23 protein-coding genes are annotated in these 25956 nt (G+C 42.3%); 7 read left to right on the forward strand and 16 right to left on the reverse strand.

Annotated features, from left to right (window positions below; genetic code table 11):
- Positions 1 to 30 precede the first annotated feature (30 nt).
- Positions 31 to 774 carry a porin family protein gene (locus tag AB6811_RS10010; RefSeq protein WP_369490320.1) on the reverse strand — a complete coding sequence of 248 codons (744 nt, stop codon included), beginning with the start codon at positions 772 to 774 and terminating at the stop codon, positions 31 to 33.
- 131 nt (positions 775 to 905) lie between these two features.
- Between AB6811_RS10010 and AB6811_RS10015 the strand changes: the two genes are divergently transcribed.
- Positions 906 to 1502 carry a hypothetical protein gene (locus AB6811_RS10015; protein WP_369490321.1) on the forward strand — a complete coding sequence of 199 codons (597 nt, stop codon included), beginning with the start codon at positions 906 to 908 and terminating at the stop codon, positions 1500 to 1502.
- Between the two features lie 112 nt (positions 1503 to 1614).
- Complete coding sequence (fabD, locus tag AB6811_RS10020) at positions 1615 to 2499, forward strand: ACP S-malonyltransferase (protein WP_369490322.1); 885 nt, start codon at positions 1615 to 1617, stop codon at positions 2497 to 2499.
- Between the two features lie 28 nt (positions 2500 to 2527).
- Here fabD and AB6811_RS10025 read toward each other — a convergent pair whose 3' ends face one another.
- The 3 genes from AB6811_RS10025 to AB6811_RS10035 all read right to left on the reverse strand — a co-directional run bounded on the left by AB6811_RS10025 (position 2528) and on the right by AB6811_RS10035 (position 7507).
- Complete coding sequence (locus tag AB6811_RS10025) at positions 2528 to 2941, reverse strand: OsmC family protein (RefSeq protein ID WP_369490323.1); 414 nt, start codon at positions 2939 to 2941, stop codon at positions 2528 to 2530.
- A 68-nt stretch (positions 2942 to 3009) separates the two neighbouring features.
- A complete protein-coding gene (gene gdhA, locus AB6811_RS10030; protein WP_369490324.1) occupies positions 3010 to 4347 on the reverse strand; it encodes an NADP-specific glutamate dehydrogenase in 1338 nt (445 codons plus the stop codon).
- A 169-nt stretch (positions 4348 to 4516) separates the two neighbouring features.
- Entirely contained in the window at positions 4517 to 7507 is a 2991-nt protein-coding gene (locus AB6811_RS10035) for a PEP/pyruvate-binding domain-containing protein (protein ID WP_369490325.1), read from the reverse strand.
- Positions 7508 to 7598: 91 nt separating this feature from the next.
- Here AB6811_RS10035 and AB6811_RS10040 point away from each other — a divergent pair, with 91 nt between their 5' ends.
- A complete protein-coding gene (locus AB6811_RS10040; RefSeq protein ID WP_369490326.1) occupies positions 7599 to 8594 on the forward strand; it encodes an FAD:protein FMN transferase in 996 nt (331 codons plus the stop codon).
- On the opposite strand, the gene AB6811_RS10045 is transcribed toward AB6811_RS10040, so the two are convergent.
- Positions 8595 to 8777, reverse strand: coding sequence for a hypothetical protein (locus tag AB6811_RS10045; RefSeq protein WP_369490327.1), 183 nt, complete (start codon positions 8775 to 8777; stop codon positions 8595 to 8597).
- Between the two features lie 11 nt (positions 8778 to 8788).
- Positions 8789 to 9034 (reverse strand): hypothetical protein, encoded by a 246-nt coding sequence (locus AB6811_RS10050; RefSeq protein ID WP_369490328.1) that lies wholly within the window; start codon positions 9032 to 9034, stop codon positions 8789 to 8791.
- 180 nt (positions 9035 to 9214) lie between these two features.
- On the opposite strand from AB6811_RS10050, the gene AB6811_RS10055 reads away from it, so the two are divergent.
- Positions 9215 to 11626, forward strand: a complete 2412-nt coding sequence (locus AB6811_RS10055; RefSeq protein ID WP_369490329.1) for an alpha-ketoacid dehydrogenase subunit alpha/beta — start codon at positions 9215 to 9217, stop codon at positions 11624 to 11626.
- Between the two features lie 36 nt (positions 11627 to 11662).
- Here AB6811_RS10055 and nhaC read toward each other — a convergent pair whose 3' ends face one another.
- A complete protein-coding gene (nhaC, locus tag AB6811_RS10060) occupies positions 11663 to 13156 on the reverse strand; it encodes a Na+/H+ antiporter NhaC (protein WP_369490330.1) in 1494 nt (497 codons plus the stop codon).
- Between the two features lie 190 nt (positions 13157 to 13346).
- On the opposite strand from nhaC, the gene AB6811_RS10065 reads away from it, so the two are divergent.
- Positions 13347 to 13946, forward strand: a complete 600-nt coding sequence (locus AB6811_RS10065) for a YqgE/AlgH family protein (RefSeq protein ID WP_369490331.1) — start codon at positions 13347 to 13349, stop codon at positions 13944 to 13946.
- On the opposite strand, the gene AB6811_RS10070 is transcribed toward AB6811_RS10065, so the two are convergent.
- The 5 genes from AB6811_RS10070 to AB6811_RS10090 are packed head-to-tail and all read right to left on the reverse strand — an operon-like array spanning position 13938 to position 17693.
- Positions 13938 to 14801, reverse strand: a complete 864-nt coding sequence (locus AB6811_RS10070) for an aminotransferase class IV (protein WP_369490332.1) — start codon at positions 14799 to 14801, stop codon at positions 13938 to 13940. The genes AB6811_RS10065 and AB6811_RS10070 overlap by 9 nt on opposite strands.
- Before the next feature lie 15 nt (positions 14802 to 14816).
- A complete protein-coding gene (locus AB6811_RS10075; RefSeq protein WP_369490333.1) occupies positions 14817 to 15245 on the reverse strand; it encodes an NUDIX hydrolase in 429 nt (142 codons plus the stop codon).
- A 10-nt stretch (positions 15246 to 15255) separates the two neighbouring features.
- Positions 15256 to 15870, reverse strand: coding sequence for a rhomboid family intramembrane serine protease (locus AB6811_RS10080; RefSeq protein WP_369490334.1), 615 nt, complete (start codon positions 15868 to 15870; stop codon positions 15256 to 15258).
- Positions 15867 to 16913: a DNA polymerase III subunit delta gene (holA, locus tag AB6811_RS10085; RefSeq protein ID WP_369490335.1), complete on the reverse strand. Its 1047-nt coding sequence runs from the start codon at positions 16911 to 16913 to the stop codon at positions 15867 to 15869. The genes AB6811_RS10080 and holA overlap by 4 nt, the downstream gene beginning before the upstream one ends.
- A 9-nt stretch (positions 16914 to 16922) precedes the next feature.
- Positions 16923 to 17693, reverse strand: a complete 771-nt coding sequence (locus AB6811_RS10090; protein ID WP_369490336.1) for an AMP nucleosidase — start codon at positions 17691 to 17693, stop codon at positions 16923 to 16925.
- 211 nt (positions 17694 to 17904) lie between these two features.
- Between AB6811_RS10090 and AB6811_RS10095 the strand changes: the two genes are divergently transcribed.
- Both AB6811_RS10095 and AB6811_RS10100 read left to right on the forward strand, forming a co-directional pair.
- On the forward strand, positions 17905 to 18369 hold the full coding sequence (locus AB6811_RS10095; protein WP_369490337.1) for a type I restriction enzyme HsdR N-terminal domain-containing protein: 465 nt from the start codon (positions 17905 to 17907) through the stop codon (positions 18367 to 18369).
- A 7-nt stretch (positions 18370 to 18376) separates the two neighbouring features.
- Positions 18377 to 19837, forward strand: a complete 1461-nt coding sequence (locus tag AB6811_RS10100) for an aminotransferase class V-fold PLP-dependent enzyme (protein WP_369490338.1) — start codon at positions 18377 to 18379, stop codon at positions 19835 to 19837.
- 27 nt (positions 19838 to 19864) lie between these two features.
- Here AB6811_RS10100 and AB6811_RS10105 read toward each other — a convergent pair whose 3' ends face one another.
- From AB6811_RS10105 to AB6811_RS10120, 4 genes are all read right to left on the reverse strand, one after another.
- Positions 19865 to 20431 (reverse strand): GNAT family N-acetyltransferase, encoded by a 567-nt coding sequence (locus AB6811_RS10105; RefSeq protein WP_369490339.1) that lies wholly within the window; start codon positions 20429 to 20431, stop codon positions 19865 to 19867.
- Positions 20431 to 22905, reverse strand: coding sequence for an OmpA family protein (locus AB6811_RS10110; RefSeq protein WP_369490340.1), 2475 nt, complete (start codon positions 22903 to 22905; stop codon positions 20431 to 20433). Before AB6811_RS10110 ends, AB6811_RS10105 begins: the two co-directional genes overlap by 1 nt.
- Positions 22906 to 23065: 160 nt before the next feature.
- Positions 23066 to 24094 carry a 2-oxoacid:ferredoxin oxidoreductase subunit beta gene (locus AB6811_RS10115; protein ID WP_369490341.1) on the reverse strand — a complete coding sequence of 343 codons (1029 nt, stop codon included), beginning with the start codon at positions 24092 to 24094 and terminating at the stop codon, positions 23066 to 23068.
- A 2-nt stretch (positions 24095 to 24096) separates the two neighbouring features.
- A complete protein-coding gene (locus AB6811_RS10120; protein WP_369490342.1) occupies positions 24097 to 25950 on the reverse strand; it encodes a 2-oxoacid:acceptor oxidoreductase subunit alpha in 1854 nt (617 codons plus the stop codon).
- Positions 25951 to 25956 lie beyond the last annotated feature (6 nt).

The raw sequence follows: 25956 nt of genomic DNA on the forward strand, positions 1-25956 counted from the left end.
CACCCTTTACTTTATGTAAATGGTTAATGACTAGTTGCGTTGCTCAACCTTAAGTCCTTTAGGACCCTTGTTGCCGGTTTCTCTATCACCACCCTCATCGTTATTCTTTTTACGCAACTTGAAGTATAGGTCAACCATATCAAATTTATAGGTTAGAGCAAACTGAAATGAACGAAAGCGCGATTTAGTATTCTCATCCATTTGTCGGTAAATATCAACCATACCCAAGTCGTAACGTAAATCTAACCCCCAAATGCCATCCTTGGTTGGATATTCGGCTCCGCAACCCACTGAAAATCCCCAGTCGAAACGGGTCCAATGATAATCGTCGTAAACTGAGCCATCCTCGTAAATAACTTTACCGCTACCAATTCTTGTAGTGGAGTAAACACCGCCGTTTGCGTATACTCTCTTTAACCCCAGCAAGCTAAAAGTGTACTTTGCAAGTAGTGGAATTTGAATTGCAGGCATACGCTTTGTTTCCTCAACTGTACCATAGATTCCTTTTGTACCTTTGGAAATAAGGTTCAATTCTGTTTGAAAGGAAAACCTATTCGTAAACCCAAAATCACCAACGACACCTAGCTGATATCCAATTCTGTTTTTCACTTCATAGCCGGTATATGACCATTGGCTAAATTTTGAAAAGTTCATACCCACCTTTGGGCCAACGTAGATAAACCCAACATCATGGCCAAATACTTTAAATAGCTGAGCATTGGCAGTATAACAGCTTGCTGCTAAAATTGTTAGAATAACTAATAATTTTTTCATGGTTTTAGGGGTTAATTTTCATACAAGGTTAGTGTAAAAAAAGTTACCATCAAACTGTTAACAAATATTTTTTCCAAGACTCTTGACTTAAATCGTATTTACCAATATCTTGCAAGTGGTAAATTAGAAGTATGGACATTTCAAAAATTGATAAGGAATTATATTCCCGCATAGTACGCAATGTGAATGCCCTGCTAGGCAAATACATAACCTTTAATAAGAATTGTTCTATTGAACCAATTGAGCAAACATTCTTCCCAAACTCCAGGCTGCTTTCCATAACCGATTATGATTGTATTCCAGCATCAAAACTAATAGTGGTTGATAATGGAGTTCAGGTTTACCCATTAACCGGCTTAGGACAATGGAACTCATTACTAATGAATGAAAGGCTAAACCTTAACATTAAGAATGTGCTCGAGTACCTTAAACTTTACTACTCAACCTACCTTTTTCCTTACCAGTATCAAAAAATAGTAGAAACTGTTAACGATCTTGATTTCATTGAATTTCCTGAATTAGAACTTTTCGAGGTAATAAGCCATCAAATTCAAGCCCCAGTGGTAACCCTATCAAACAACCAGTTCACGATATACTGTAATATTACTGCCGATCGCTCACTATACAACGCAGCATTTGATATTTATCCAGATGGTAAAGTTTTGCTGCTCGATAAAAAAGTTGTTTTACAAGACCTTCCCATAGGCGAAATGGTAATTGATCTTTAGGATTTAGGTAAGCATCACCTAAGGTCAATGAACCATTACAATTTCAGGTTTCACGGTCACAGAAATAAAAAAATGCTTTACATTTGCCTTTAATTAACTATAACCTTTAACTATGAAAGCTTATGTTTTCCCGGGTCAAGGCGCCCAGTTTGTTGGTATGGGTAAAGATTTGTACGACAGTTCACCCGTAGCCAAGGAACTTTTTGAAAAAGCAAATGAAATTCTAGGATTTAGAATTACCGATTTAATGTTTGCTGGAACCGATGAGGATTTAAAGCAAACCAAAGTTACCCAACCTGCTATATTCCTGCACTCTGTTATACTTGCAAAGGTTTTGGGGAACGATTTCAAACCCGAAATGGTGGCAGGTCACTCATTGGGAGAATTCTCAGCGTTAGTAGCAGCAGGCGCTTTGAGTTTTGAGGATGGTTTAAGGCTAGTATCGGCACGCGCAATGGCCATGCAAAAAGCCTGCGAACTTCAACCCTCAACCATGGCCGCTGTGCTAGGGCTTGATGATTCAAAGGTGGAAGAAATTTGCGCCTCTGTTGACGAAATTGTTGTTGCTGCCAACTATAACTGTCCTGGTCAACTCGTTATTTCGGGCTCAGTTAAGGGTATCGATATTGCTTGTGAGAGGTTAAAAGAAGCTGGTGCCAAAAGGGCGCTTAAGCTAGCCGTTAGCGGCGCATTCCATTCGCCACTCATGGAGCCTGCACGCCAGGAACTCGAAGCAGCCATCAATGCTACTCCATTTAACAAACCTGTTTGTCCCATTTACCAGAATGTAACTGCCAAACCCACCTCCAGTCCTGAGGAGATAAAGAAAAACCTTGTAGCCCAACTAACCACACCTGTTAGATGGACACAAACCGTTCAAAACATGATTGCCGACGGTGCCACTGAATTTGTTGAGTTAGGTCCAGGCAACGTGCTTCAGGGTTTAATTAAGAAAGTAAACAAGGATATTGCCGCAGAAAGCAAACAAAGTCTATAAAAGAAGAAAACGCCCTAACGGGCGTTTTTTATTCAGGGAAATGGAATCGGACTGTTTGCTTTAAATTGGGATGGAGGCTCTGCGCTACGGGACACTCCTTTGCTGATGCCTCAAGTAGTTTCCGTTCTTTAGCAGTATAGTTGTTGTGCGGAAAGTAAAGGTCAACTATTACCTCAACAACCCTTCGCGGGTTTGTTCCCATTACCTTTTGCACATCTATTTTTGTACCATCTATATTAAATCCATGGGTTTGTGCTGCAATCCCCATAATTGTTACCATGCAGCAACCCAATGAGGTGGCAAGCAGATCGGTTGGTGAAAAACATTCGCCCTTACCCTGATTGTCCACTGGAGCATCAGTTGTAATGGTCACCCCTGAACGTGTATGCGTTGCCTCGGTTCGTAAGTCACCCTTATAGATAATTGTTGATGTAGTGCTCATACCATTTTATTTAAAAAATTAAGGGCTCATTGCTGAGCCCTTAAAGTTAACAAAATATTTGGTTTTGTTTAGATCAAACCTTGGTCAAGCATTGCGTTGGCAACTTTTAAGAAACCGGCAATGTTAGCGCCCTTAACGTAGTTAACATAACCGTCTTTTTCAGTACCATGTTTAACGCAAGCTTCATGGATACTCTTCATAATTTGGTGTAGACGAGCATCAACCTCTTCGCGTGGCCAGTTGAGTTTCATGCTATTCTGAGTCATTTCAAGACCTGAAGTAGCAACACCACCAGCGTTTACAGCTTTACCAGGGGCAAAGAGAATCTTGTTGTGCTGGAATACCTCAATGGCTTCAGGAGTACAAGGCATGTTAGCGCCTTCAGCAACGCAAACTACGCCGTTCTTTACCAGGGCTTCAGCATCGGCTTTGCCAAGTTCGTTCTGGGTAGCGCAAGGCATAGCAACATCAACCTTTACTTCCCAAGGACGTTTACCGGCAAAGAACTTAGAGCCAGGGAACTTCTTAGCGTAAGGCTCAACGATATCCTGGTTCGAAGCGCGAAGCTCTAGTAGGTAATCAATCTTTTCGCCGCTAATGCCAGCTTCGTCAAGGATATAACCATCGGGACCCGAAATGGTAACCACCTTACCACCAAGCTCGGTAACCTTTAGAGCAGCACCCCAAGCAACGTTACCAAAACCAGAAATTGCAACACGTTTGCCTGCAAACGACATGCCTTTGGTAGCAAGCATTTCCTGAGCAAAGTAGGTAGCCCCAAAACCGGTAGCTTCAGGACGGATAAGTGAACCACCCCAGTTTAAACCTTTTCCGGTTAGTACACCTGTGTTCTCACTGGCAAGTTTCTTATACATTCCATACAAGTAGCCAATTTCACGGCCACCAACACCTATATCACCAGCAGGAACGTCGGTTTCAGGACCAATATGCTTCCAAAGCTCAAGCATGAACGACTGGCAGAAGCGCATAACTTCAGCATCGCTACGGCCCTTAGGGTTGAAATCGCTACCACCCTTAGCACCACCCATAGGAAGGGTTGTAAGGGCGTTCTTGAAAATTTGCTCAAAACCTAAGAACTTAAGGATTGAAAGGTTTACGCTTGGGTGGAAACGAAGGCCACCTTTGTAAGGTCCAATGGCATTGTTGAACTGAACACGGTAACCCAAGTTAACGTGAATATTACCCTCATCGTCCATCCAGGGCACCTTAAAGGTGAAAATACGATCGGGCTCAACCATACGCTCAATAATCTTTGCCGATTCAAATTGAGGATTCTGGTTGTAAACCTCTTCAATTGACTCAAGAACTTCACGAACTGCTTGTAAGTATTCCACCTCACCCGGGTGCTTAGCTTCAAGCTCAGCCATTAATTTATTTACATTCATTGCGCTAACTGTTTTTAGTTGTTAAACTCGGTTTTCTTATTGCGAGGAATTATCCCCTTAAAAAGTTTTTCAAAATTGATTTATTAAAATGACATTTCAAAAGAAAAAAACCATGAAAAAATATGATATTAAACATTTTTTTGGCGTATTACTTAAAAATTAAAACCAATCAACCGTTTTCAGGTTTTAATATAACACCTTGGTTTGTTTTAGCATCAACCTGTATTACAAGCGGTTGTTCAAACCTTATGCATCTTATATATTTTGTTTCAAACCATGCAGGAATAGAGTTGAGGAACTGAATGTCGTAGGTACCATCATGTAAGTAAGGGTTTACGGTAAGGTATGCTACTCTGAACGAGGTAAGGTTTTGAAAGAAATGGGTACCCTGGCTAGGATCAACCCTGAAGTTCTCAAGACCGGCCTCAACAATAACACGCGCCTGTGAAATCTGTGACCATTTGATGGGTACACCCAACCATGGATCGCTACTACCCCAGCGGCCTGGGCCTACCAGAACGTAGTTCCTTTTCAATTCGGTAAACCTTTTGTTGAGCTCATCGAGCTCATGAGCAATTTCCTTGGTCATGGCCGGATTAAAACTTTCCGGTTTAATGTAAACAAAATCATGAATGTCCTTTACTTTTCCATGTCCCAATGCCGATTTAGAGTAAAGGATTGCCTTTTTTATATCAATTTCATTCCATTCTACCAGTTCAGTCTGGTCGCTATCAACTATGGGCCGAATTTGAAGAAAATTAAAAAGATTAGGCATTCCACTTGGTGGGTTTAAATTTGCTGCAAACTCAATCTCGATATGATTATTCATTTCACGCTCGCCTATCTCGAGGAGTTCCGATAAAATCTTGGCCAGTGGGAAGGTATCGTGTTTTAGGATTGGAGCAAAAGTTACCAGCTTCAAACCCTCATCGTAATACCCATCGCGTAGTACTCCTGAATGCATATCGTAGGTAGATGTTATTAAGCGGAAATCGGGTATAGAAGAGGCTTCTCGTATATCAAGATTTAGCAAATTTGAGCTATCGTCAACCTTAGGTTCAAAGCTGTTGGGATCAACATTAAGGGCGTAGAAGTTCTTCTGGGTTTGGCGGAGCGCCATTTCAACCGATGAAAGCTGCAGTATCTTTTTAGGATATTTAGGAGAAAACCTAAGCGCTACCCCACCATCAACAATAAGCTTGCCAAGCCCAAAACCTATGCTAACAACACCATCCTCAGTTTTTTCGGAACCAATGGGGTAAAAGTTGATACTGCGAGCTACCCCGGAAAGGGTCGGCAAATACATGTTACCATACTGGTTTCCACAGATTTCCTGAATTATAACCCCCATCTTTTCCTCGTCAATCACGTTTTGGGTGGCATTCATATACGCCTTGCTGGCCTTATAGAATACCGATGCATACACAGCCTTAACTGCTTTAGCTAAGTTTTGGAGCATTTGATCGGGGTTATCGGAATGGGGAACCATATAGGTTGAGTAGATACCAGCAAACGGCTGATAGTGGGAATCCTCAAGTTTGCTTGAGGAACGAACCGCAAGAGGTCTTTGAAATACTGAGATGACTTTCCGAAGGTCGATTTTTATACGCTCGGGTAGCTTAGCTTTCAAGAAGGCATCAAGGATGACCTCATCATCTAAATCTTGCAAAGCAATTGAGTAAAGGTTATTAGACTCCATGAACTCGTCAAAAATATCAGTGCTAAGCACAACGGTTCTTGGAATGGTAATAATAGTGTTTTCAAACTTATTGAAAAGATTATATTTCCTGATTACCTGGTTTACAAAAGCTAATCCACGCGCTTTACCCCCTATTGATCCATCGCCAATACGGGAAAAGAACTTATAGTCATCAAAAGTTTCCCTATCGAACTTTGCAATAATGCTACGCCCCTTACTTAACCTATAAGCCGAGATGGCATAGTAAATAAAGTTTCGGGCATCATCTATGCTTTTAAAATCCTTAAGCCGCATGGGCTTAAAGAGCTGCGCAATTGAAAATATAGCCCTGGCATTGAGCCATTTGGAGATGTCGTTCCTGCTGGAATGGTAAACCAATGAGCGATCGGGAATGGTGAGAATTAGTTGTTGCAGCTGGCGCAAGTCCGATGCGCGGGCAATTTCGGCAAGGGTATCGGGGTCACGAAAAACAAAATCGCCAAATCCAAAATTGTTTACAATGAAATCGCGCAGCTCAAGGCTAAAAGTTTTGGAATACTTGTGTAAAAAACCCACACAAAGCTCATCGGCATATATTTTATTTGAAAGCTCGGACGACTGAAGGAGGAACGGAATGTTTGGATCATCGGCTTTAATGTGTCTGCATAGCTGTAGTCCAGCCTTTGCCACATGGTCGCGTTTATTGTTTACCTTATAGCTTATATCGGAAATAACGCCAAGCACGTTATTCTTATACTTACTATAGAGCTCTATGGCCTCATCGTAGGTTGTAGCCAGTAGAATTTTGGGTCGTCCGCGCATACGAAGCATTCTATGGTGCTCATTTAACGCTTCGGTCATAAACATGCGGGCTTGCCTAAAGATTATCTTGTAAAGGTTTGGCAAAAACGAGGAGTAATACCTTACCGAATCTTCCACCAAAATAATAGTCTGAACGCCAATTTCAAGAATGTCGTGCTCGGCATTCATCTTATCCTCAATAAGCTTAATGATAGCCAAAAGAAGATCGGCATTGCCGAGCCAGCAAAAAACATAGTCGATAGCACTTAAATCCTCGTTCTGTAAGCGCAATGATACTTCGCGTGAGAAGGGGGTAAGGATAACAATAGGGATAGATGGATAACGATGCTTCAGCATTTTTGCCAATTTAAAGGTATCCATCTCGCCCACGTTAAGCATGGAAATGATTAAATCGATATGCTCTTCCTGGAGTATTCGTAGGACCTCACGGGCACTATGGGCTTGAAGGAAAACTGGTGGATATCGAAGATTTAACGAAACATATTCATTAAAGATTTGTTCATCTATCCTTCCGTCCTCTTCAAGAAGAAATGCATCGTAACTGCTGCAGATAAGTAAAACCTTGTAAATGCGTTTCTGCATCAGCTTGTCGAACGAAGTATCGTAAATATCCAGCTGGTAAGAGTTAAGGTATGCCTGATCGCCTAACAAATTCAACATAGCGCAAATTTTTGGCAATTTACAAAAAAAGTATCCAAAAGATTGTTCAGGAGTTTAGGCTTTAGGGCTACATTTGTAAAAAAAATGAACTATGCGATATCTAACATTATTTACACTGGAAGTGCTTATTTTAGTAAGTTGCTCACCCAAAAAAGAATACATAAAAATTGAAGGCTTTACCCAAGGGACTACCTACAGTATAACCTATTACGACTCCCTTAGCCGTGATCTTTCAGTTCAAATAGATTCCATACTTGGAAGAATTGACCATTCAATGTCCATTTACAACGACAGTTCCATAATTAGCCAACTGAACAGTAATATTTCCGATAGTATTGACGATTTGCTAAAGGAAGTAATAGTAAGCTCTTTTGAAATTTACTACCAAACCGATAGGGCTTTTGACATTACAGTAGGCCCAGTTGTTAGAGCCATAGGCTTTGGCAAGGATAAAACACAAGGTATTGACTCGGCTAAAGTAAAACAGTTACTCCCTTTAATTGGGATGAACAAAATACACCTTGACGGTAATACCCTTAAAAAGGATGATAGCAGAATTCAGATTGATGTAAATGCCATAGCACAGGGCTATACGGTTGATGTAATTGGTAAGTATTTGGAGAGTAATGGTATTAAGCATTATCTTGTTGAAGTGGGTGGCGAAATTACTGCTCGCGGTAAGAATTCGAAGGGAACCGATTGGGTTGTTGGTATCGATAAGCCTGTAGAATCTGCTCTACCAGGCGAGAACATTCAAGCAAAAATATCAATTAGCAATGGCTATGGGTTAGCAACCTCAGGTAATTACCGAAAATTTATCGAGGTAAACGGACAAAAGTATGCGCACACTATCAATCCCAAAACTGGATTTCCTGAGCTGAACAGCTTGTTGAGTGCAACTGTAGTTGCACCCAGTGCTACCAAGGCCGATGCTCTGGCAACCGCATTCATGGTTAAAGGTGTTGAATGGAGCAAAAACTTTGTTGTCAACAGCAACAATATTGACGCTTACCTTGTTTACTCCGATTCGCTTGGAAATTACCTTGTTTGGATGAACGAAGGTATGAAAAAGAGAATTATACCTTAATTAAATCCCCTTACTTGCAGCGTTAGTGCTGCAATTTGCACCACAGCCACAGCCACAGGTATAACCAATATCGGAATCGTTGCACCCGGGTTTACGTCGCTTGATAATTGTTTTAAGCGATAACCCAATAATAACAATTCCTAAAAGGAATGCAACTACGCCAATAAGTTTAAGCAATGCCATAATGTTAAGTTTTAGTTTACAACTTCGCGGGCATGCTCGTAACAGGTTGCGCAATCGGTATTTTTGCCGTTTTTCCCCCAGCACTTAATTTCCTCGTGCCGAGGACATGTAACACCACGCTTTCGCAATTCCTTATTATGTCCAGCCGATGTTTCCGGAAACTTATGGCTCTTATGAAAAATTATTCTAACAGCCATCCCCAACAAAGCTATTCCAAGAATTGCGGCTGCAACAAGAATTAATTTTAGGGTTAACATTTGGGTTAAAATTTTTGCAAAAGTATACCTATTAGCCTGCTCGCGCAAAAAACTAACAGATAGAAACACAAAAAGTTTTATTAAAAAGCTTAAAAAATCAAAAGTCAAGCATTAAGATTTGGGTTCAAAACAATTGCACAACTTTTTTGTTTACCTGATGAAACTCAACAGAATTGAACGATGAGCACAACCAAAATTAAATTTAGTAAAGAAGAGATATTAAACGACTACTACATTGCCCACCTCAGCCGCAATATAAGCCTTATGGGGCGTAAGGAGGTGTTAACCGGTAAAGCAAAATTTGGAATTTTTGGCGATGGTAAAGAGCTTGCTCAAATTGCCCTTGCAAAAACCTTCAAGGAAGGCGATTGGCGTTCGGGCTACTACCGCGACCAAACCTTTATGATGGCGGCAGGACTGTTTACCGCTGAGGAGTTTTTTGCCCAGCTTTACGGTCAAACCGATATTGAACTTAACCCGGGTAATGCAGGTAGAACCTTTAACAATCATTTTGCCACCCGCAGCCTAAATCCCGATGGCACATGGAAGGATTTAACAAAGCAAAAGAATAGCACACCTGACATATCCCCTACAGCTGGCCAAATGCCCCGATTACTTGGGTTAGCCTGGGCATCAAAACTTTTCAGGAACAACAAGGAGCTTTGGCGATTTGAGCAATTTAGCCGTAAAGGGAACGAGGTTGCATTCGGTACAATTGGCGATGCCAGCACATCGGAAGGGCATTTTTGGGAAACCCTCAATGCTGCTGCAGTGCTTCAAGTTCCAATGGTTGTTGCAATCTGGGACGATGGCTATGGAATCTCTGTACCTAGGGATTACCAAACAGCTAAGGGTAATATCTCAGAACTTGTAAAAGGCTTTGAGAAAGGCGAATCCGACGTAAACGGAATATATATATACCGTGTAAAAGGTTGGGACTATCCAGCTCTGATTGAAACATTTACACAAGGAGTTGAGCGCTCAAGAACCGAACAGGTCCCTGTTCTTTTCCATGTAACGGAAATTACACAACCCCAAGGGCATTCCACATCGGGTTCGCATGAGCGGTACAAATCGCCTGAGCGCTTGCAATGGGAAAAGGATTACGACTGCAATGCACGCTTCCGGAATTGGATTATTACCGAAGGCTACGCCACCGAAAGCGAACTCAACGAAATTGAAGCTAAAGCCCAAGCCGACGCAAAAGCTGCACGGGATAAGGCGTGGGCTGATTTTACGAACCCTATCAAGAAGGAACGTGATGAACTGATTAAAATTATTGATAACCGTTCGTGTTTCTGCAAACGCGAGCACGTTGATAAGGTTGGTGAAATAACTGAACAGCTTAAGGCAATACCCAACCCCATCCGCAAGGATAACATCAGCGCAGCTAAACGCATACTCCGCCATGTTTGCTCCGATTGCAGTATACGCGAAAAACTTCAGGCCGACTTAACCGCCTGGATTGAACGCAACATGGAAGATGGTTACGACAGGTACAGCTCACATCTTTACTGCGAGACCGAACGAGCCGCATGGAAAGTAAAAGGAATTCCCCCAGTTTTCAAGGATGATTCACCTATGGTTGCCGGACGTGAAATACTTCGCGACAACTGGGATGCCCAGTTTCAGAAAAATCCCCTTTTGGTTATTTTTGGTGAGGATGTTGGAGGAATTGGAGGCGTAAACCAATCGTACGAAGGATTACAAAAGAAGTATGGGGAAATTCGCATAAGCGATACAGGAATTAGAGAGAATACCATACTGGGGCAAGGGCTTGGCTTAGCCCTCAGGGGAATGCGTCCTGTAGCTGAAATTCAGTACTTTGACTACCTCCTGTATGCGCTCCAAACCATGAGCGACGACCTGGCCACCATACGGTGGAGAACAAAAAGTGGCCAAATGGCACCCCTTATTATTACAACCCGGGGCCATAGGCTCGAAGGAGTTTGGCATGCTGGCTCACCTTTAAGCATGGTTATCAACTCAATCAGGGGTGTTTACGTTTGTGTTCCTCGCAATATGACTCAGGCTGCCGGCTTTTACAACACCCTACTCGAAGCGGATGACCCAGCATTGGTAATTGAACCCTTGAATGGCTACCGCTTAAAGGAAAAACGACCCGAAAATATTGGTGAGTATAAGATTCCACTGGGAGTTCCCGAGATTCTTCGCGAGGGTTCCGATGTTACACTGGTTACCTATGGCAGTTGCGTTCGTATAGCCCAGGAAGCCGTTGAACAGCTTTGGGAGTTTGGAATTTCTGTTGAACTGATAGATGTTCAAACACTCTTACCTTTCGATTTACCCAACCTAATTCTCGATTCAATAAAGAAAACAAACCGAATTGTATTCTTTGACGAGGATGTTCCTGGAGGTGCAACGGCCTACATGATGCAAAAGGTACTTGAAGAGAGGGCAGGATACCAATACCTCGATTCTCCCCCAAAAACAATTACAGCGCGTGAGCATCGTCCAGCCTATACAACCGATGGCGACTACTTCTCGAATCCCAATGCCGAGGATGTTTTTGATGGAATATACGAATTGATGCACGAAGTTAACCCCAAACGCTACCCTAAACTATTCTAAGTAAAAAAAGCCCGGTTTCCCGGGCTTTTTTAATATTTATTCCTGTTCGAACTTTAACTCTACTGGCGAGTTCTCGTCTTCTCGCTCTATTTCCTGCATATCCTCAGGAGTGAATCTTCTTATCTTAAACCCGATTGTAGCAATAAACACACTCATAAAGGGGCTAATAATATTGAAGAATGCATAGGGTGCATAGCTAAAAGTTGGAACACCAAGCACAGCGGCTTGGGTTGCACCACAAGTATTCCATGGGATAAGCACCGATGTAACCGTTCCAGAGTCCTCCAGCGTTCTGCTTAGTAGTTCTGGTTTATACCCCCTTTTTCGGAATGTTTTAGCAAACATTCGGCCGGGAACTACAATGGAAATGTACTGGTCCGATGCTGTAACGTTGAAGAATAGGCAGCTAGTAACAACCGAGGCCACCAGGCTTGCAGTTGATTTAGCAAACCTAATTATTGTTTCAGTTATCTTCACCAGCAAACCTGCCGATTCCATAACACCACCAAAAATCATTGCTGTTATAATAAGCCAAATGGTATTCATCATACCTGCCATGCCGCGCGTTGTAAGCAACTCGTTCATTTGAGCATCGCCCGAATCGATTGTTACTTTTCCAAACATGCTTTTCATCACTGCTATATAGCCGGCCTCCGGGTAGTTATCTGTAACTCCTGATACCTGCTCAACTATGTGAGGTTGAAAAATTAAAGCAAAAACACCACCAAGTAAAACACCAAACATAATTGACGGCAATGGAGGCGTTTTCTTAACAATTACCACAATCAAAAAGATGGGTACAAGCAAAAGCCATGGGGTAATGTTGAAGGTAGAGGTTAGAGTATTCATTGTGGCTTGAACATCAACAACGCCTTGTGGCTCAAACCTAAGTCCTATAACCAGAAAAATGATAAGGGTGATTGTTAATGAAGGAATTGTTGTAATGGTCATATACTTTACATGCGTAAATAGGTCAGTTCCAGCCATAGCTGGAGCCAGGTTAGTGGTATCGCTCAAAGGTGACATTTTGTCGCCAAAATAGGCTCCCGATACTATCGCGCCAGCAATTATGGCATGATCAAAGCCTAGCGCATTGCCAATTCCAAGCAAGGCCACCCCCATGGTGGCTACTGTAGACCAAGAACTCCCCGTTGCTAGTGAAACTAATGCAGAAATAACAACCGTAGCAAACAAAAATATTTTGGGATGAAGGATTTTTAAACCGTAATATATTAGTGTAGGAACAACGCCACTAATCATCCATGTACCTGCCAGTGCACCAATCAGCATAAGAATTAGTATTGAGGGCATGGCCGATCCTATGGTCTTTACAATGATTTGCCTAATGTAACTCCACTTATAGCCCAAATGAATAGCAATAGCGGAACCTATAGTTGAAGCAAGCAGCAATGCTATTTGGTTAGCTCCCGATAGCGTCTCATCGCCAAAGTAAATCACATTCAAAGTGAGAAAAAGAATCAGAAATGCAATGGGAATAATGCCAAGAATGAGTTTTGGTTGCTTTATCATACCCAATTAAAATTTTTCGAAAATAGCAATAATCCTGATATGAACTCCATCGTCCCCGAGCATTAACATACAAAGAATGCGTTTATGTAAAAATCGTTCAGGAAAATTATTATGGAAAAGCAATTCAAAAGAAAAATTTGGCATATTTTTGGATAGTTGAAGAGTGAAACAAATCAGGAAGGAGGTGGTTATGGCAAAAGGAAAAGAAATCGATATCAACCTGTTTGATATTAAGTTCAAACAAATTCCACCTAAATCCGGCAGAGTGCTAATTGCCCAGCCATCCCTGAACGATCCGTTCTTTAAGCGGACGGTAATCTACCTGGTTGAACACGATGCAAATGGCTGTATGGGATTTATTGTAAACCGCAAGCTAAACATCAGCCTTAGCGATATATTGGTCGATTTTCCGGATGTTGATGTGAACGTGTCGGTTGGCGGACCGGTTAGCCCTGAAACCATTAATTTCCTGCACACCTTTGGCGATCTGATACCAAATTCATACCCCCTGGGAAATGGAATTTACATGAATGGCGATATCAACGCATTAAAATCGCTTGCCATTGCCGGTAAGGTAAACGCCAAGAATTTAAGAATTTTTATTGGTTACTCTGGCTGGGGGCCAAAGCAGTTGGAGAATGAGATAAAGGAAAAGTCATGGGTAGTGGCTAATTTTGCGCCAGCCGATGTAATGAAAGGGGTTTACGATAACTGGTACTTTGCCGTTCAGCAACTGGGCGAAAAGTTTAAGGTATGGACTATATATCCTGAAAATCCATCGCTAAACTAAATCCTTAAAGGTTGCTTTATTTAACTCAACGCTGAGGTGCCTGGACACAGTGTTAAAGTAACGATTGCTCCCAAGTCCAAGAACCCAACGGATTCCACTAATTGCGTTTGTAATAAAGAGCTCATCGCATGTGCTGAAAACCTTGGTGTTTAGGGCTACATCATCAAAAACTTTATACCCTAAGCTGCGGGCAAGGTTTATTACAACCCTGCGCATAATTCCCGGAATACACCCCTCCGTAAGCCCTGGTGTAAATATCTCGCCTCTCTTAACAACAAAAACATTCGATGAAATAGTCTCAGCTACCCGCCCAAACTCGTTGAGAATAATGCACTCATCGAGTAAATTTCTTTTCCTGTAAAGTCCCGCTTTCACGTAAAGTAAGGCGTTACAACTTTTTACTGTTGATAGAATATTTACCGATTTTTTAATATCCGGGTATACATCTACTATTAAACCTTGTTGGTTGTAAGCGTAAAACTTAAAGTCTAGGGGCTGACTCTCCACAATAATTGATGCATCGCTACTTTCGGGTGTGTAAAGCCCCTTCCCATTTCTAAAAACTGAAACCCTTACTCGGGTACTCCCAAAATGGCGATTCTTATTGAGTAACTTGGTGATTACCTCCCCAAGCTTAACTTTTGATATGGAAGAGGGTTTTTCAATCTCTAGAATTTGTAATCCTTTGGTCAACCTTTCATAATGTAATTCCAGATGGTAAGGCTCTGTTCCGTAACAATGAATTGTTTCAAACAGACCATCGCCGTATCGGAAAGCCCGGTTTGAAACGGCCAATACCAAACTATCGGCACGATGAAACTCGCCATTATACCATATGTAAGCATTTTGAGTCATCGCATACAAAGATAGCTATCCTTTTAGGTATTCAATCGCCATTTTAAAAAGACGGGGTTGCACCCTTTTGTAGGTTAAATTTTCAGGGATGCTGTTAAATGCTTTTACTTCCCCAATTTCACTTTGGGGTAAAGCTCCAAGTTCTGTTATTTCGGCGTAAAACATTCGCCCATAGGATACGGCCCCATCGAGCCGCACTGTATAATCAAATAGTTGCTTTATGGAGTATCGAATTGCTCCTGTTTCCTCAAAAAGTTCCCTATTTGCAGCCTCTACGGGCAATTCGCCCGGTTCAATATGACCTCCTGGCAGTTCCCAAGTATTACGGTTTTTATTACGCACCCATAGCCAATTCCCATTCATGCAACTAACAATAGCTACCAGCTGCAAAACACTTGCATCTAAACCATCGGGGTGTATAATGATGTGCGCCTCGGCTTGCATGGGTATCAAACTATAGCCCCAACTGCTTTAAAAAGAAAAAAAACAGTTTTGGGTCGATAAGGATTGGGTAAATGAATCCGAATACCGCACCTACAAAGTGTGCATCGTGATTTATATTATCGCCTCCCTTACGGCTCATGTAGTTTGAGTAAAAAAGGTAAGCAATGGCAAACACAATTCCAGGAATTGGTATAATAGCCATAAGGTAAAGCTTTTCCAGAGGACTAAAGAAAATGCTGAAAAACACAATAGCCGAGACAGCACCAGATGCACCTACGCTCTGGTAGTATGGGTCGTTCTTATGCTTTCTCAGCGTGGTTAACGATGAAACTATTGCTGCACCAAGGTAGAGAATGAGAAAGTGAACCTGGTGCATACCAATGCTACCAATAGATTGTAGTTGCTTTAATATTGATTCCACATACCTGCCAAACGATAGCAACACTATCATATTTACAAATAGGTGTAAAAAATTGGCATGAACAAAAGCATGCGAAATCAACCTATACCACTCATTCCGCTTAAATACTATGTATGGGTTAAGCAGTAACCGTTGAAATAGGATGCTGTTTCCAAATGCAGCAAAAGAAACAATAGCGGTAATAGCAATGATTATATAGGTCATTTCCCGAATACTATAAGGTAAATTAGTTCCCGCAGCAGTTCGCCATGGTCGGTTGAACCGTTATTAACACCCTTTGACCGCATATCGTACTCGCTGAGCCAGTGTATAATACTTACACAGCGCGATGGGCTGTATCGTTTGGCTGCCCTCTCGTACTCAGCAACAAAAAACTCGTTTACACCCAACTCCTTGGCCACTGATGCTTTTGACTTGTCAGCTAAAAAGTGATACTTTAGTATTTTGATGAAATACTGGTAAATAGCAGTAATGGTCAACACAAAAGGATTGGCATTGGGATTCCGTGCAAAGTGGTCGGCAATGCGCATGGCTCGGGCAAAGTTCATCTCGCCAAGCGCCTTGGTTAGTTCAAAACGGTTAAAATCACGGCTTATACCAATGTTTCGCTCAATATCTGCGGCCTGAATCAGTTTGCTATCAGCAGGAAGTATAATTGCTAGCTTATCAAGTTCATGGGCCAAGCGGCTCAAATCGTTACCAACAAACTCGGTTAGTAGGTTTGCCGCAAGTGGGTCAATTTTAATACCTTTATCCTTAAGGTATCCAACAATCCAATCGGGAATTTGGTAGTCGTAAAACTTTTTTGATTCAAAGTAAATCCCCTTTTGCTTTGCAAGCTTTACAACCCCTGAGAGCTTATCGGATGATTTCTTGCCATCGCTGGCTATTTTGTGACAAACTACCAGTATTGTTGAATTCAGCGGAGTTTTAAGGTAGATCTCCAAATCGGATAGGTTACGCACGTTCTGCGCTTCCTTAACAATTACTACCTGGTAGTTGGACATCATTGGAAAGCGACGTGCCGCGTTGATAATATCGGCAGCAGAAATATCCCGACCATAAACCACGGTCTGGTTGAAGGCTTTCTCGGAACTGCTGAGCACATTGTCCTCAATGTACTCAGCAATCTTGTCGATAAAGTATGGTTCATCGCCGGTCAGAAAGTAAATGGGTTTATATATCTTATTCTTCAGCTCCTGAAGAATATTTTGAAACGTTTCAACTGTCTGACTCTGCTTGGCCATATATCAAACCTAAAAACGTAGGTGCTTTACCGATTCGCTGTTGTTTATCAAACGGGTTAATGATTCAATGCCAATCTTTATCTGCTCCTCAACAAAGAGTGAATTTACCTTCTGATCGCTTTCAGCGGTTTTAACCCCTTCCGAAATCATGGGTTGGTCAGTAACCAGCAGAAGTGCCCCGGTAGGAATTTCATTATAGAAACCAACCGTAAAAATGGTTGCGGTTTCCATATCAATTGCCATTGCACGGGTACGGCGAAGGTACTCCTTGAAATTATCGTCGTACTCCCAAACCCTTCGGTTTGTGGTAACTACAGTACCTGTCCAGTAATCGCGGTTGTGGTTACGAATGGTTGAGGAAACTACACGCTGTAGCGTAAATGCTGGCAAAGCGGGAACCTCAGGGGGCATATAGTCGTTTGAGGTTCCTTCGTGCCTTATGGCTGCAATGGGTAGTATAAAATCGCCTACGTTGTTCTTCTTTTTCAGGCCTCCACATTTTCCAAGGAAAAGTACCGCTTTGGGTTTTACGGCGCTTAACAAATCCATTATAGTTGCAGCATTGGGACTACCCATGCCAAAATCGATCATGGTTATACCATTTGCAGTGGCACAGGGCATGTTGGCATTTGGATTAACAATGGGCACATTAAAGTAACTAGCAAAGAATTCAAGGTATCCCCTAAAGTTGGTTAAAAGAATATGGGAACCAAAATCCTCAAGTGCTTGCCCGGTATACCTTGGTAACCAGTTCTCAACAATTTCTTCTTTTGTCTTCATACCAACACATTTAAATTTTATCAACAAGTATATTTCGGCAAAGATACGGCTATTCGCTCAATCTTAAAATAGTGTTTTTAAACATACTTAACAAAAGTGATGTGCTATTTTGGTGAAATTTTCTAGCAAAGGCTAATAATTACCAGCTTGTTTTGGCTGGCGAAAACGTTAGCAAGACCAAGGATGATTTAAAAATTTTTAATTTTGCTGCATGAGCACAGTTAACGGAGGTTCACTTAACTTTCCTGCCTACCAGTTCCGGGTAAAACAGGAAAATGGTAACCGTTACATTTTTGATGTAATCCGAAAAAAATTCATTGCACTTACCCCTGAAGAATGGGTTCGTCAGCATTTACTTAGCTACCTGATAACCGATTTAAACTTACCAGTAGGATTGATAGGTGTTGAGGTAAGTTTCTCATTCAATGGCGTAAACCATAGGGCCGATGTTGTAGTCTATAACCGAAAAGGCGAGCCAATACTACTTGCGGAATGTAAAGCACCTAACGTGGAAATTACCAACGAGGTTGTTGATCAGATATGCAGGTATAACTATGCGCTGAATGCCGAATATTTGTTGGTAACTAACGGGTTAAAGCATTTAATTTTGTGGCTTTCTGAGGGAAAAGGATGGATAACCCTAGATGGCTTCCCTGAGCTAAGGAATAAAATATAACTAAGATATGAGTAACCTTGAAAAGTATTTTGAGCAATTCCGTAAAAACATTGTAGGTATCGATGCTACCTATAAAACCATTTATGGTGAACAGAAACTAATATATGCCGACTGGATTGCCAGTGGCAGGCTATACAGGCCTATAGAGGAAAAAATGCTCCATCTTTTTGGGCCAATGGTTGCCAATACTCATACCGAGAGTAGCTTTACCGGAAAGTTCATGACAGAGGCTTACCACTATGCCCTTAAAGAGATTAAACGACATGTTAACGCTGGCCCCGAGGATGTAATTGTTACATCAGGGTTTGGAATGACATCGTCTATCAACAAATTTCAAAGAATACTTGGCCTTAAGAACAAAAGCTTTGTATTCCAAAACCCCAAGGAAAGGCCCGTGGTTTTTGTTACACACATGGAGCATCACTCTAACCAAACATCGTGGTACGAAACCATTGCTGAGGTTGTAGTGGTTGAACCCGATAAGGATCTTTTGGTTTCGCCACAGAAACTCCGCGAAACACTGGAGCGATACAATGATAGACCAATGAAAATTGGTTCATTTAGCGCATGCAGCAATGTAACCGGAATAAAAACCCCCTACCATGAGCTTGCCAGAATCATGCATGAGGCTGGCGGTTTATGCTTTGTGGATTTTGCAGCATCGGCACCATACGTAAAAATTGATATGCATCCTGCCGATCCCATGGAGCGTTTAGATGCCATTTTCTTTTCGCCCCATAAGTTTCTGGGTGGCCCTGGGGCCTCAGGCGTTCTCATCTTCAACTCAAACCTTTACAAAAACCGTGTGCCCGATCAACCCGGAGGTGGCACGGTTGACTGGACAAACCCATGGGGTGAGTATAAATATATTGATGATATTGAACGACGCGAGGATGGAGGTACTCCAGGCTTTTTGCAAGCAATCCGTAGTGCATTAGCCATTCGATTGAAGGAGCAAATGGGTGTTGAGAATATCGAAAAACGCGAAGAGGAGCTAGTTCACCTTGCCTTTGAACGGTTGAGTAAAATTAAAGGGTTACACATTTTAGCCGATAACTGCCTAAATCGAATTGGAGCAATTTCGTTCTATATTCATAACTTGCACTACAACCTTATTGTAACCCTACTTAGCGAGCGCTATGGCATACAAATGCGTGGAGGGTGCGTGTGCGCAGGCACGTACGGACATTTCCTACTTAATGTAAGTAAGGAGCAATCGCATCGGATTACTGATTTAATCAATAAAGGCGACCTGTCCGAAAAACCCGGATGGGTTCGATGGTCGTTACATCCAACAACTACCAATGCCGAAGTAGAGTACATTGCCAACGCGTTAGCGGAGATTGTTGCAAACGGTAAGGAATGGCAAAACGAATACTCCTACTGCAAGCATACCAATGAGTTCTGCAACAAGAACCCTGAAGCAGCAATGCTTTGGAAAAATGTTGAGGAGCACTTTCAATTATAACCAGTAAAGCTAAAATTATCGCCAGTTTTAACTTTTGGGTAGGCGAGGTTTAGGATTTAATAGCTGAAGTAAAACCTCGTCCTCCCATCCATTCAATGTTTTTAACCAATCCTTTTTTACACCAACCTTAGTAAAACCAAGGTTCTCAAACAAGCGCAAGCTAATAACATTACTTGCCGACACATTTGCATAGAGCTGGTTTAGCTGGAGCACCTCAAATACATATCGGATTAGCACGTTTAAAGCCTCAGTAGCATAACCTTTTCTGCGGTCTTCGTTTTTGGCTATCAAAACACCAACGCCCGCCCGCAAATGGTAGGGATCAAAATCGAACAAATCAACAAGGCCAACCGGAACATTCATAAGCGAGTTCTGATCCTTAGCCTCAATAATCAGCCGTAGCTGCTTGGATTCCCATATGTCTAAATGCGATGTCTCAATATACTTTTTGAGCAGGTATTTTGAGAAAGGTGTAAGCGTATTACTGACCTTCCATATTTCCATGTTGTTTTCCCAGCTGTAAAGCAAATCGACATCCTCTGGTTCAGGTGCACGAAGCTTTACAACGCTATTTTCTAAAACATTACCCTCCATTACCTTTTTTCAAGTTTAACCAGAATTGCATTGGGGAATCCCATGGAGTTTACCTTTTCCAGCATCTCGGTAGCCTTAGCTTTTTCATTGAAGGCTCCAAAGTAGTAACGGTATAACCCGTCGTTACCAACCTCCTCGGTTACATATAGCCCCCGGAAAAAGTCGAGCGTTAAGGGTATCTCGCTTGTGGCAACAAGAATGGTAAAAACGCTTTGTTTTGTTATAAGATTTTTCTGCAAAGCAGCCACAAGGCGTTGAAGTTCAACCTCATTTACCAGCACGGCCCTTGATGCACCCATATCAATAATGGTATTGAGATGCTCAATGGCGTCGGCCTTTGACTTGTAAACATTCATACAAATCAATCGTCGTGATCCAATTACAAACTCACGAAGGTTGATATTAAACTTCTTCTCAATGGCTTTAATTAGATCAGGAGAAATTGTATCGTCGATAGGTGCAAGCATTATGGTATAGTTCTGGGTTTGAGGTTTGAGGTGTTCGGGAACATCAACAAACTCAATTTTTAGATTCTTGTTTGGGTTAAATACCCTAATGCTGGCTCGTCGGTTTAGCTTACGGCCATTGGGGTTATCGGAACCGTCGGGGTTGGTATTAGCGGCAAAGCTTACCAGGGAGCCCATACCCCTTACTACAAATCGTTTTTCGTCAATTCCCTTATTAACCAGGTACTCAACTACGGCGTTTGCCCTACGTGCCGAAAGCATAAGATTGTACATGGGTGAGCCCTTGCTGTCAGTATGGCCAATCACCTCGATATACAAGTCGGGATAATCAGTCATTAGCTTGTAAACCTTTTCAAGTTCAAACTGTGCATCGCGTTTCAGCTCGTAGCTGTCAAAGTCGAAAAGTACATAGTTGAACCGAATCACCTCTTCTTTGGTTATTGGCTTAGCATCAAGGTTGATATCTAAAAGATACTTTTCCTGGTTATAGGTGGAGGGTATGTGAAGCTGCAGTGGGTTCATTACGTAAAATTGGCTGGTAGCCTCAAGGGAGTATCTGCCAGGCTTAATTGCAACGCTGTAAGTTCCATCGCTTAAGGGTAAAGCCATGGCAATAAGGTTATTTGCAGTATCTTTAACTAAAATGGCGATACTGTCGGATTTAATATCGGCATTGTCAGAGAGATTAACCTTGCCAAAGAGTTCTATCTTACGTGATATACTGGGGTAGATGTTTACCTTGTAAAGTTCGTAAAAGGTTGATTGATTGGAAATGGCCATAGGCATTACGCCAGAAAGTGAATCGAGGGGGTAAAAGTAAAACTCATCGTCAGGTGTATTAAATGGATACCCAAGATTTATGGGCATAGACCAGGAATTACCATCAATCTTTCGGCTGTAAAAAATATCGAATCCTCCCATGCTGTTATGCCCCTGCGAGGCAAAGTAAAGCGTTCGTCCGTCGGGGCATACAATTGGCGACTCCTCGTTGTATGGGGTATTGACCTGTGGACCAAGGTTTACTGGGTTGCTCCATTTGCCATCGGGCTGCAAGCTGGACATGTAAATATCGGTTCCGCCATAGCCACCTTTCCGGTTCGAAACAAAATACATCTGTTTGCCATCGACCGATAGCGACGCAAAGGTCTCCCAATCCTTTGAATTGATTGGTGCTGGTAACTTTTTAACGGGTTGCCACTTATCGCCTACTAGCGTTGAGTAGTATAGGTTGCCCGAGGTTACTTCATTGACAAAAAGAATCAAGTAATCGCCGGTGTAGTTAAGGGCGGTTGTATAAAGTTCGCCCTCTACCCTAAGGTCAAGTGTAATATTCCTTGGTGAACTCCACTTGCCATCAATCCAACGGGAATAGTATACTGCAGTATAGAATTTTTCCTTAACCGTAAACACCATGGTTTGCCTATCGCCCGATATTACTGGGTAATTGCAATTCTTATTCCTATCGGGAAACAGGTCGATATGTTCGGTTTTCATCACAATAGGCCTGGAAATGAAATTGCGAGCCACCTCGCATGCTTTTATCTGCTGGTTAACATAGTCGAGGTTGTAAACATCTCTAACATCAATATTATCCTTGAACTTCTGAAAAGCCAGCAGGGCGTCATCAAACTTAAAATTTACCATGTAGGCTTGTCCCAGGTAAAAATAGGTTTGAATGGGCGCGGCAGTCTCGCGGTAATACCCTTCACGGTATTTAGGGTTTACATTCTTTGATGCTTTTTCTAGGTAAGGTATAGCATTCTGTTTTAGTCCGGGTATGTTTAGGTAACACATACCCAACTTGTAAAGGATATTGGCATTGGTAGAATCTTGTTTGTATAGGCTCTGGTAAAGGGGAAGTGCCTCCTTGAAGTCCTGAAGAAAGAAGTAATACTCTGCATCGCTAAAGATTTGCTTGAAACTATCCTGAGCCTTAACCTCGCTAGCTGTGAAACTAAGAATAAATTGCAGTGCGATTAATGCCTTAATAAACTTTTGCTTTACCATATTTTGCAACCAATTGCATTAAACTTTTTAATTCATCAAATAAGCAAATTTAGCATTTATTAACTAAATAAACTAATGTTCAACGTAATAGTGAAAAAAAATATTGAAAAAAGGCTGCCTGAAGTTGGCAGCCTTAATATATTAAAGAGACAATAAGGTTTTATACTTCCCAGGTATCGCCACTGTTGAGTAAATCGTCAACTGACTTAATCTTAGCGGTTTTCATCACCTCAAGCACTTGGTCGCGTACGTTATCATCGTAGGTAGAGTCTTTTACGTTACGGATTACACCAAGGGCAACAGGGTAATCGGGGTACTCCATGTTGGCAAGCATCATGTGAACACCAGGATTTGGGTTATAGGCATCGTGCACAAGTATATCGTCCATGGTAAAGCCACCCTGGCCAATGGTTACAACCTTAAGGCTCAGTCCGCTGAGAATTAGTCCTTTATCCCTGTTTTTTCCGAATACCATTTTTTCGCCATGGCGGAGAACAATCACTCTATCGTCGCGATGTTCACGGTCGGCTATGTTATCGTAAGCCCCGTCGTTAAAGATGACGCAGTTTTGAAGAATTTCAACAACCGACGTGCCATCGTGCTTAGCAGCTTCAACCATAATCTCAGCGGTAAGCTTAACATCAACATCGAGCGAACGGGCAAAAAACTTTCCCTGAGCGCCAATAACCAGTTCACCTGGGCGGAATGGATGCTCAACGGTACCAAATGGTGAAGTTTTGGTTATTGCTCCAAGTGGCGAGGTTGGTGAGTACTGACCTTTGGTTAACCCGTAAATCTGGTTGTTGAAAAGTAAGATGTTAATATCGATGTTACGCCTTACTGCGTGGATAAAGTGGTTACCTCCAATGGCAAGGGCATCGCCATCGCCAGTAACCTGCCAAACGCTCAGCGTTGGGTTTGCCACCTTTACTCCGGTTGCTATAGCCGATGCACGACCATGTATGCCATGGAAACCAAATGTATTAACGTAGTAGGGGAAACGGCTTGAACAACCAATACCAGAAACAAATACGTAGCGTTCAAGGTTATACTTTAGCTGTTTTGATACCTCGGGTAAGGCTTTTTGTACGGCATTCAGAATGGCGTGGTCGCCACAACCCGGACACCAACGCACTTCCTGATCGCTCTTAAAATCCTGTGGGGTGTAATTCATATATTGTTCTTCCATGGCTATTTACCCTCCAAAATTTGGTTAAATTTTTCAACCAGCTCCACCACGGTGAATGGTAGACCCTGAACCTTGTTATACTGTAAATAGTTGAATTGCTGATAATTCATTCGTAGGTGGTTTGCAAACTGCCCCATGTTTAACTCGCATACCACAAGCTTTTTGAAACGACCAAAAATGTCGGCAACATTCTTTGGCATGGGGTTTATGTAGTTGAAATGGCAAAGTGAAACTTTTTTGCCGTTTGCACGCATTTCCTGAACTGCATCGAACAGATGACCGAATGTTCCGCCCCAACCAATAACAAGCAGGTCGCCTTCGGGGTCGCCAATCACTTGCTGCTCAGGGATGAACTCCTGAACACGCTGAACCTTTTCAGCACGGATATCGACCATTCGTTGGTGGTTGGTTGGGTCGTGCGAAACGGTACCTTTTAGGAAATCCTTTTCCAAGCCCCCCACCCTATGGGCAATTCCTTTTTTACCGGGGAAAGCCCAACCACGCGCTAAGCGCTTCTCATCGCGAGCATAGGGCATATACCCTTCGGTTCCCTCCGCAACAATTGGTGGTTTTATATCCGGATAATCCTTCATGCTTGGTATGCGCCATGGCTCAGAGCCATTAGCAATATAACCATCGGTTAAAAGCAGTACAGGGGTCATATGCTCCATGGCAATTTTACCTGCCATAAAAGCATAATCGAAGCAGTTGCTTGGGGTGCTGGCGGCAATTACAACCATTGGTGCCTCGCCGTTGCGTCCCCAAAGAGCTTGCATAAGGTCGGATTGCTCTGTTTTGGTTGGCAAACCTGTTGAAGGCCCTCCACGCTGTACGTCAACAATTACTAAAGGAAGTTCCGTCATTACGGCAAGCCCCAAAGCTTCAGATTTCAGTGAAAGCCCAGGACCCGATGTAGTGGTGACTGCAAAGTTCCCGGCATATGCAGCGCCAATTGCGGTACATATTCCAGCAATCTCATCCTCAGCCTGAAGGGTTTTAACGCCTAAATCCTTACGCTTGGCTAGCTCTATTAAAATTTCAGTGGCTGGAGTAATGGGGTATGAACCACAAAACAGGGGTAAGCTCGCTTTTTCAGCAGCAGCTATTAAACCCCATGCGGTAGCCGTGTTTCCATTAATATTACGGTATTTACCCTTGGGCAAAGTAGTTGCCTGCTTTACTTTATAGGTGCTTGCAATGGCATGAATATTTGCGGCGTAGTTAAACCCATCGCGTAAAACTTTCTTGTTTGCCTCAACTACTTCGGGCTTTTTGGAAAATTTCTTTTCAAAGAATTTCTCGGTAAAGTTTAAAGGCCTATCGAATATGTAGTAAACCATACCCAAGGCAAACATGTTCTTACTTCGGATGATGCTCTTATTGTCCAATCCGCTATCCTTAAGGCTTTCCTTGGTAAGGTTTGTAATGGGAGCAAAAATCACCTTGTAATCCTGCAGGTTTAACTCCGATACTGCATCGAAAGTTTTATAGCCGGCACGCTGATATCCCTTTTCATTAAACTGGTCGGCATCAACTATAATCATACCGCCACGTTTTACCCATTTGGCGTTGGCTTTTAGGGCTGCAGGGTTCATTGCAATTAGCACATCGCAAAAATCGCCTGGGGTATTAACTTTTCGGCTTCCAAAGTGCACCTGAAAACCCGATACACCACCAATGGTGCCCTGTGGGGCGCGTATTTCCGAAGGGTAATCGGGGAAAGTGCTTACATCGTTACCAAAAAGCGCCGATGCATCGGCAAACAGGGTTCCGGTAAGTTGCATACCATCGCCGGAATCACCTGAAAATCGAACAACAACCTCGTCCAGCTCTTGGACACTTTTTTGTTTATCCATAAAGAT

This window comes from Tenuifilum sp. 4138str (assembly GCF_041102575.1).
Classification (GTDB): Bacteria; Bacteroidota; Bacteroidia; order Bacteroidales; family Tenuifilaceae; genus Tenuifilum; species Tenuifilum osseticum.

Excerpts from the sequence above, each read along its gene's own strand:
- AB6811_RS10010 (WP_369490320.1), bottom strand. The coding sequence starts at position 774 with ATGAAAAAATTATTAGTTATTCTAACAATTTTAGCAGCAAGCTGTTAT.
- AB6811_RS10015 (WP_369490321.1), top strand. The coding sequence starts at position 906 with ATGGACATTTCAAAAATTGATAAGGAATTATATTCCCGCATAGTACGC.
- fabD (WP_369490322.1), top strand. The coding sequence starts at position 1,615 with ATGAAAGCTTATGTTTTCCCGGGTCAAGGCGCCCAGTTTGTTGGTATG.
- AB6811_RS10025 (WP_369490323.1), bottom strand. The coding sequence starts at position 2,941 with ATGAGCACTACATCAACAATTATCTATAAGGGTGACTTACGAACCGAG.
- gdhA (WP_369490324.1), bottom strand. The coding sequence starts at position 4,347 with ATGAATGTAAATAAATTAATGGCTGAGCTTGAAGCTAAGCACCCGGGT.
- AB6811_RS10035 (WP_369490325.1), bottom strand. The coding sequence starts at position 7,507 with ATGTTGAATTTGTTAGGCGATCAGGCATACCTTAACTCTTACCAGCTG.
- AB6811_RS10040 (WP_369490326.1), top strand. The coding sequence starts at position 7,599 with ATGCGATATCTAACATTATTTACACTGGAAGTGCTTATTTTAGTAAGT.
- AB6811_RS10045 (WP_369490327.1), bottom strand. The coding sequence starts at position 8,777 with ATGGCATTGCTTAAACTTATTGGCGTAGTTGCATTCCTTTTAGGAATT.
- AB6811_RS10050 (WP_369490328.1), bottom strand. The coding sequence starts at position 9,034 with ATGTTAACCCTAAAATTAATTCTTGTTGCAGCCGCAATTCTTGGAATA.
- AB6811_RS10055 (WP_369490329.1), top strand. The coding sequence starts at position 9,215 with ATGAGCACAACCAAAATTAAATTTAGTAAAGAAGAGATATTAAACGAC.
- nhaC (WP_369490330.1), bottom strand. The coding sequence starts at position 13,156 with ATGATAAAGCAACCAAAACTCATTCTTGGCATTATTCCCATTGCATTT.
- AB6811_RS10065 (WP_369490331.1), top strand. The coding sequence starts at position 13,347 with ATGGCAAAAGGAAAAGAAATCGATATCAACCTGTTTGATATTAAGTTC.
- AB6811_RS10070 (WP_369490332.1), bottom strand. The coding sequence starts at position 14,801 with ATGACTCAAAATGCTTACATATGGTATAATGGCGAGTTTCATCGTGCC.
- AB6811_RS10075 (WP_369490333.1), bottom strand. The coding sequence starts at position 15,245 with ATGCAAGCCGAGGCGCACATCATTATACACCCCGATGGTTTAGATGCA.
- AB6811_RS10080 (WP_369490334.1), bottom strand. The coding sequence starts at position 15,870 with ATGACCTATATAATCATTGCTATTACCGCTATTGTTTCTTTTGCTGCA.
- holA (WP_369490335.1), bottom strand. The coding sequence starts at position 16,913 with ATGGCCAAGCAGAGTCAGACAGTTGAAACGTTTCAAAATATTCTTCAG.
- AB6811_RS10090 (WP_369490336.1), bottom strand. The coding sequence starts at position 17,693 with ATGAAGACAAAAGAAGAAATTGTTGAGAACTGGTTACCAAGGTATACC.
- AB6811_RS10095 (WP_369490337.1), top strand. The coding sequence starts at position 17,905 with ATGAGCACAGTTAACGGAGGTTCACTTAACTTTCCTGCCTACCAGTTC.
- AB6811_RS10100 (WP_369490338.1), top strand. The coding sequence starts at position 18,377 with ATGAGTAACCTTGAAAAGTATTTTGAGCAATTCCGTAAAAACATTGTA.
- AB6811_RS10105 (WP_369490339.1), bottom strand. The coding sequence starts at position 20,431 with ATGGAGGGTAATGTTTTAGAAAATAGCGTTGTAAAGCTTCGTGCACCT.
- AB6811_RS10110 (WP_369490340.1), bottom strand. The coding sequence starts at position 22,905 with ATGGTAAAGCAAAAGTTTATTAAGGCATTAATCGCACTGCAATTTATT.
- AB6811_RS10115 (WP_369490341.1), bottom strand. The coding sequence starts at position 24,094 with ATGGAAGAACAATATATGAATTACACCCCACAGGATTTTAAGAGCGAT.
- AB6811_RS10120 (WP_369490342.1), bottom strand. The coding sequence starts at position 25,950 with ATGGATAAACAAAAAAGTGTCCAAGAGCTGGACGAGGTTGTTGTTCGA.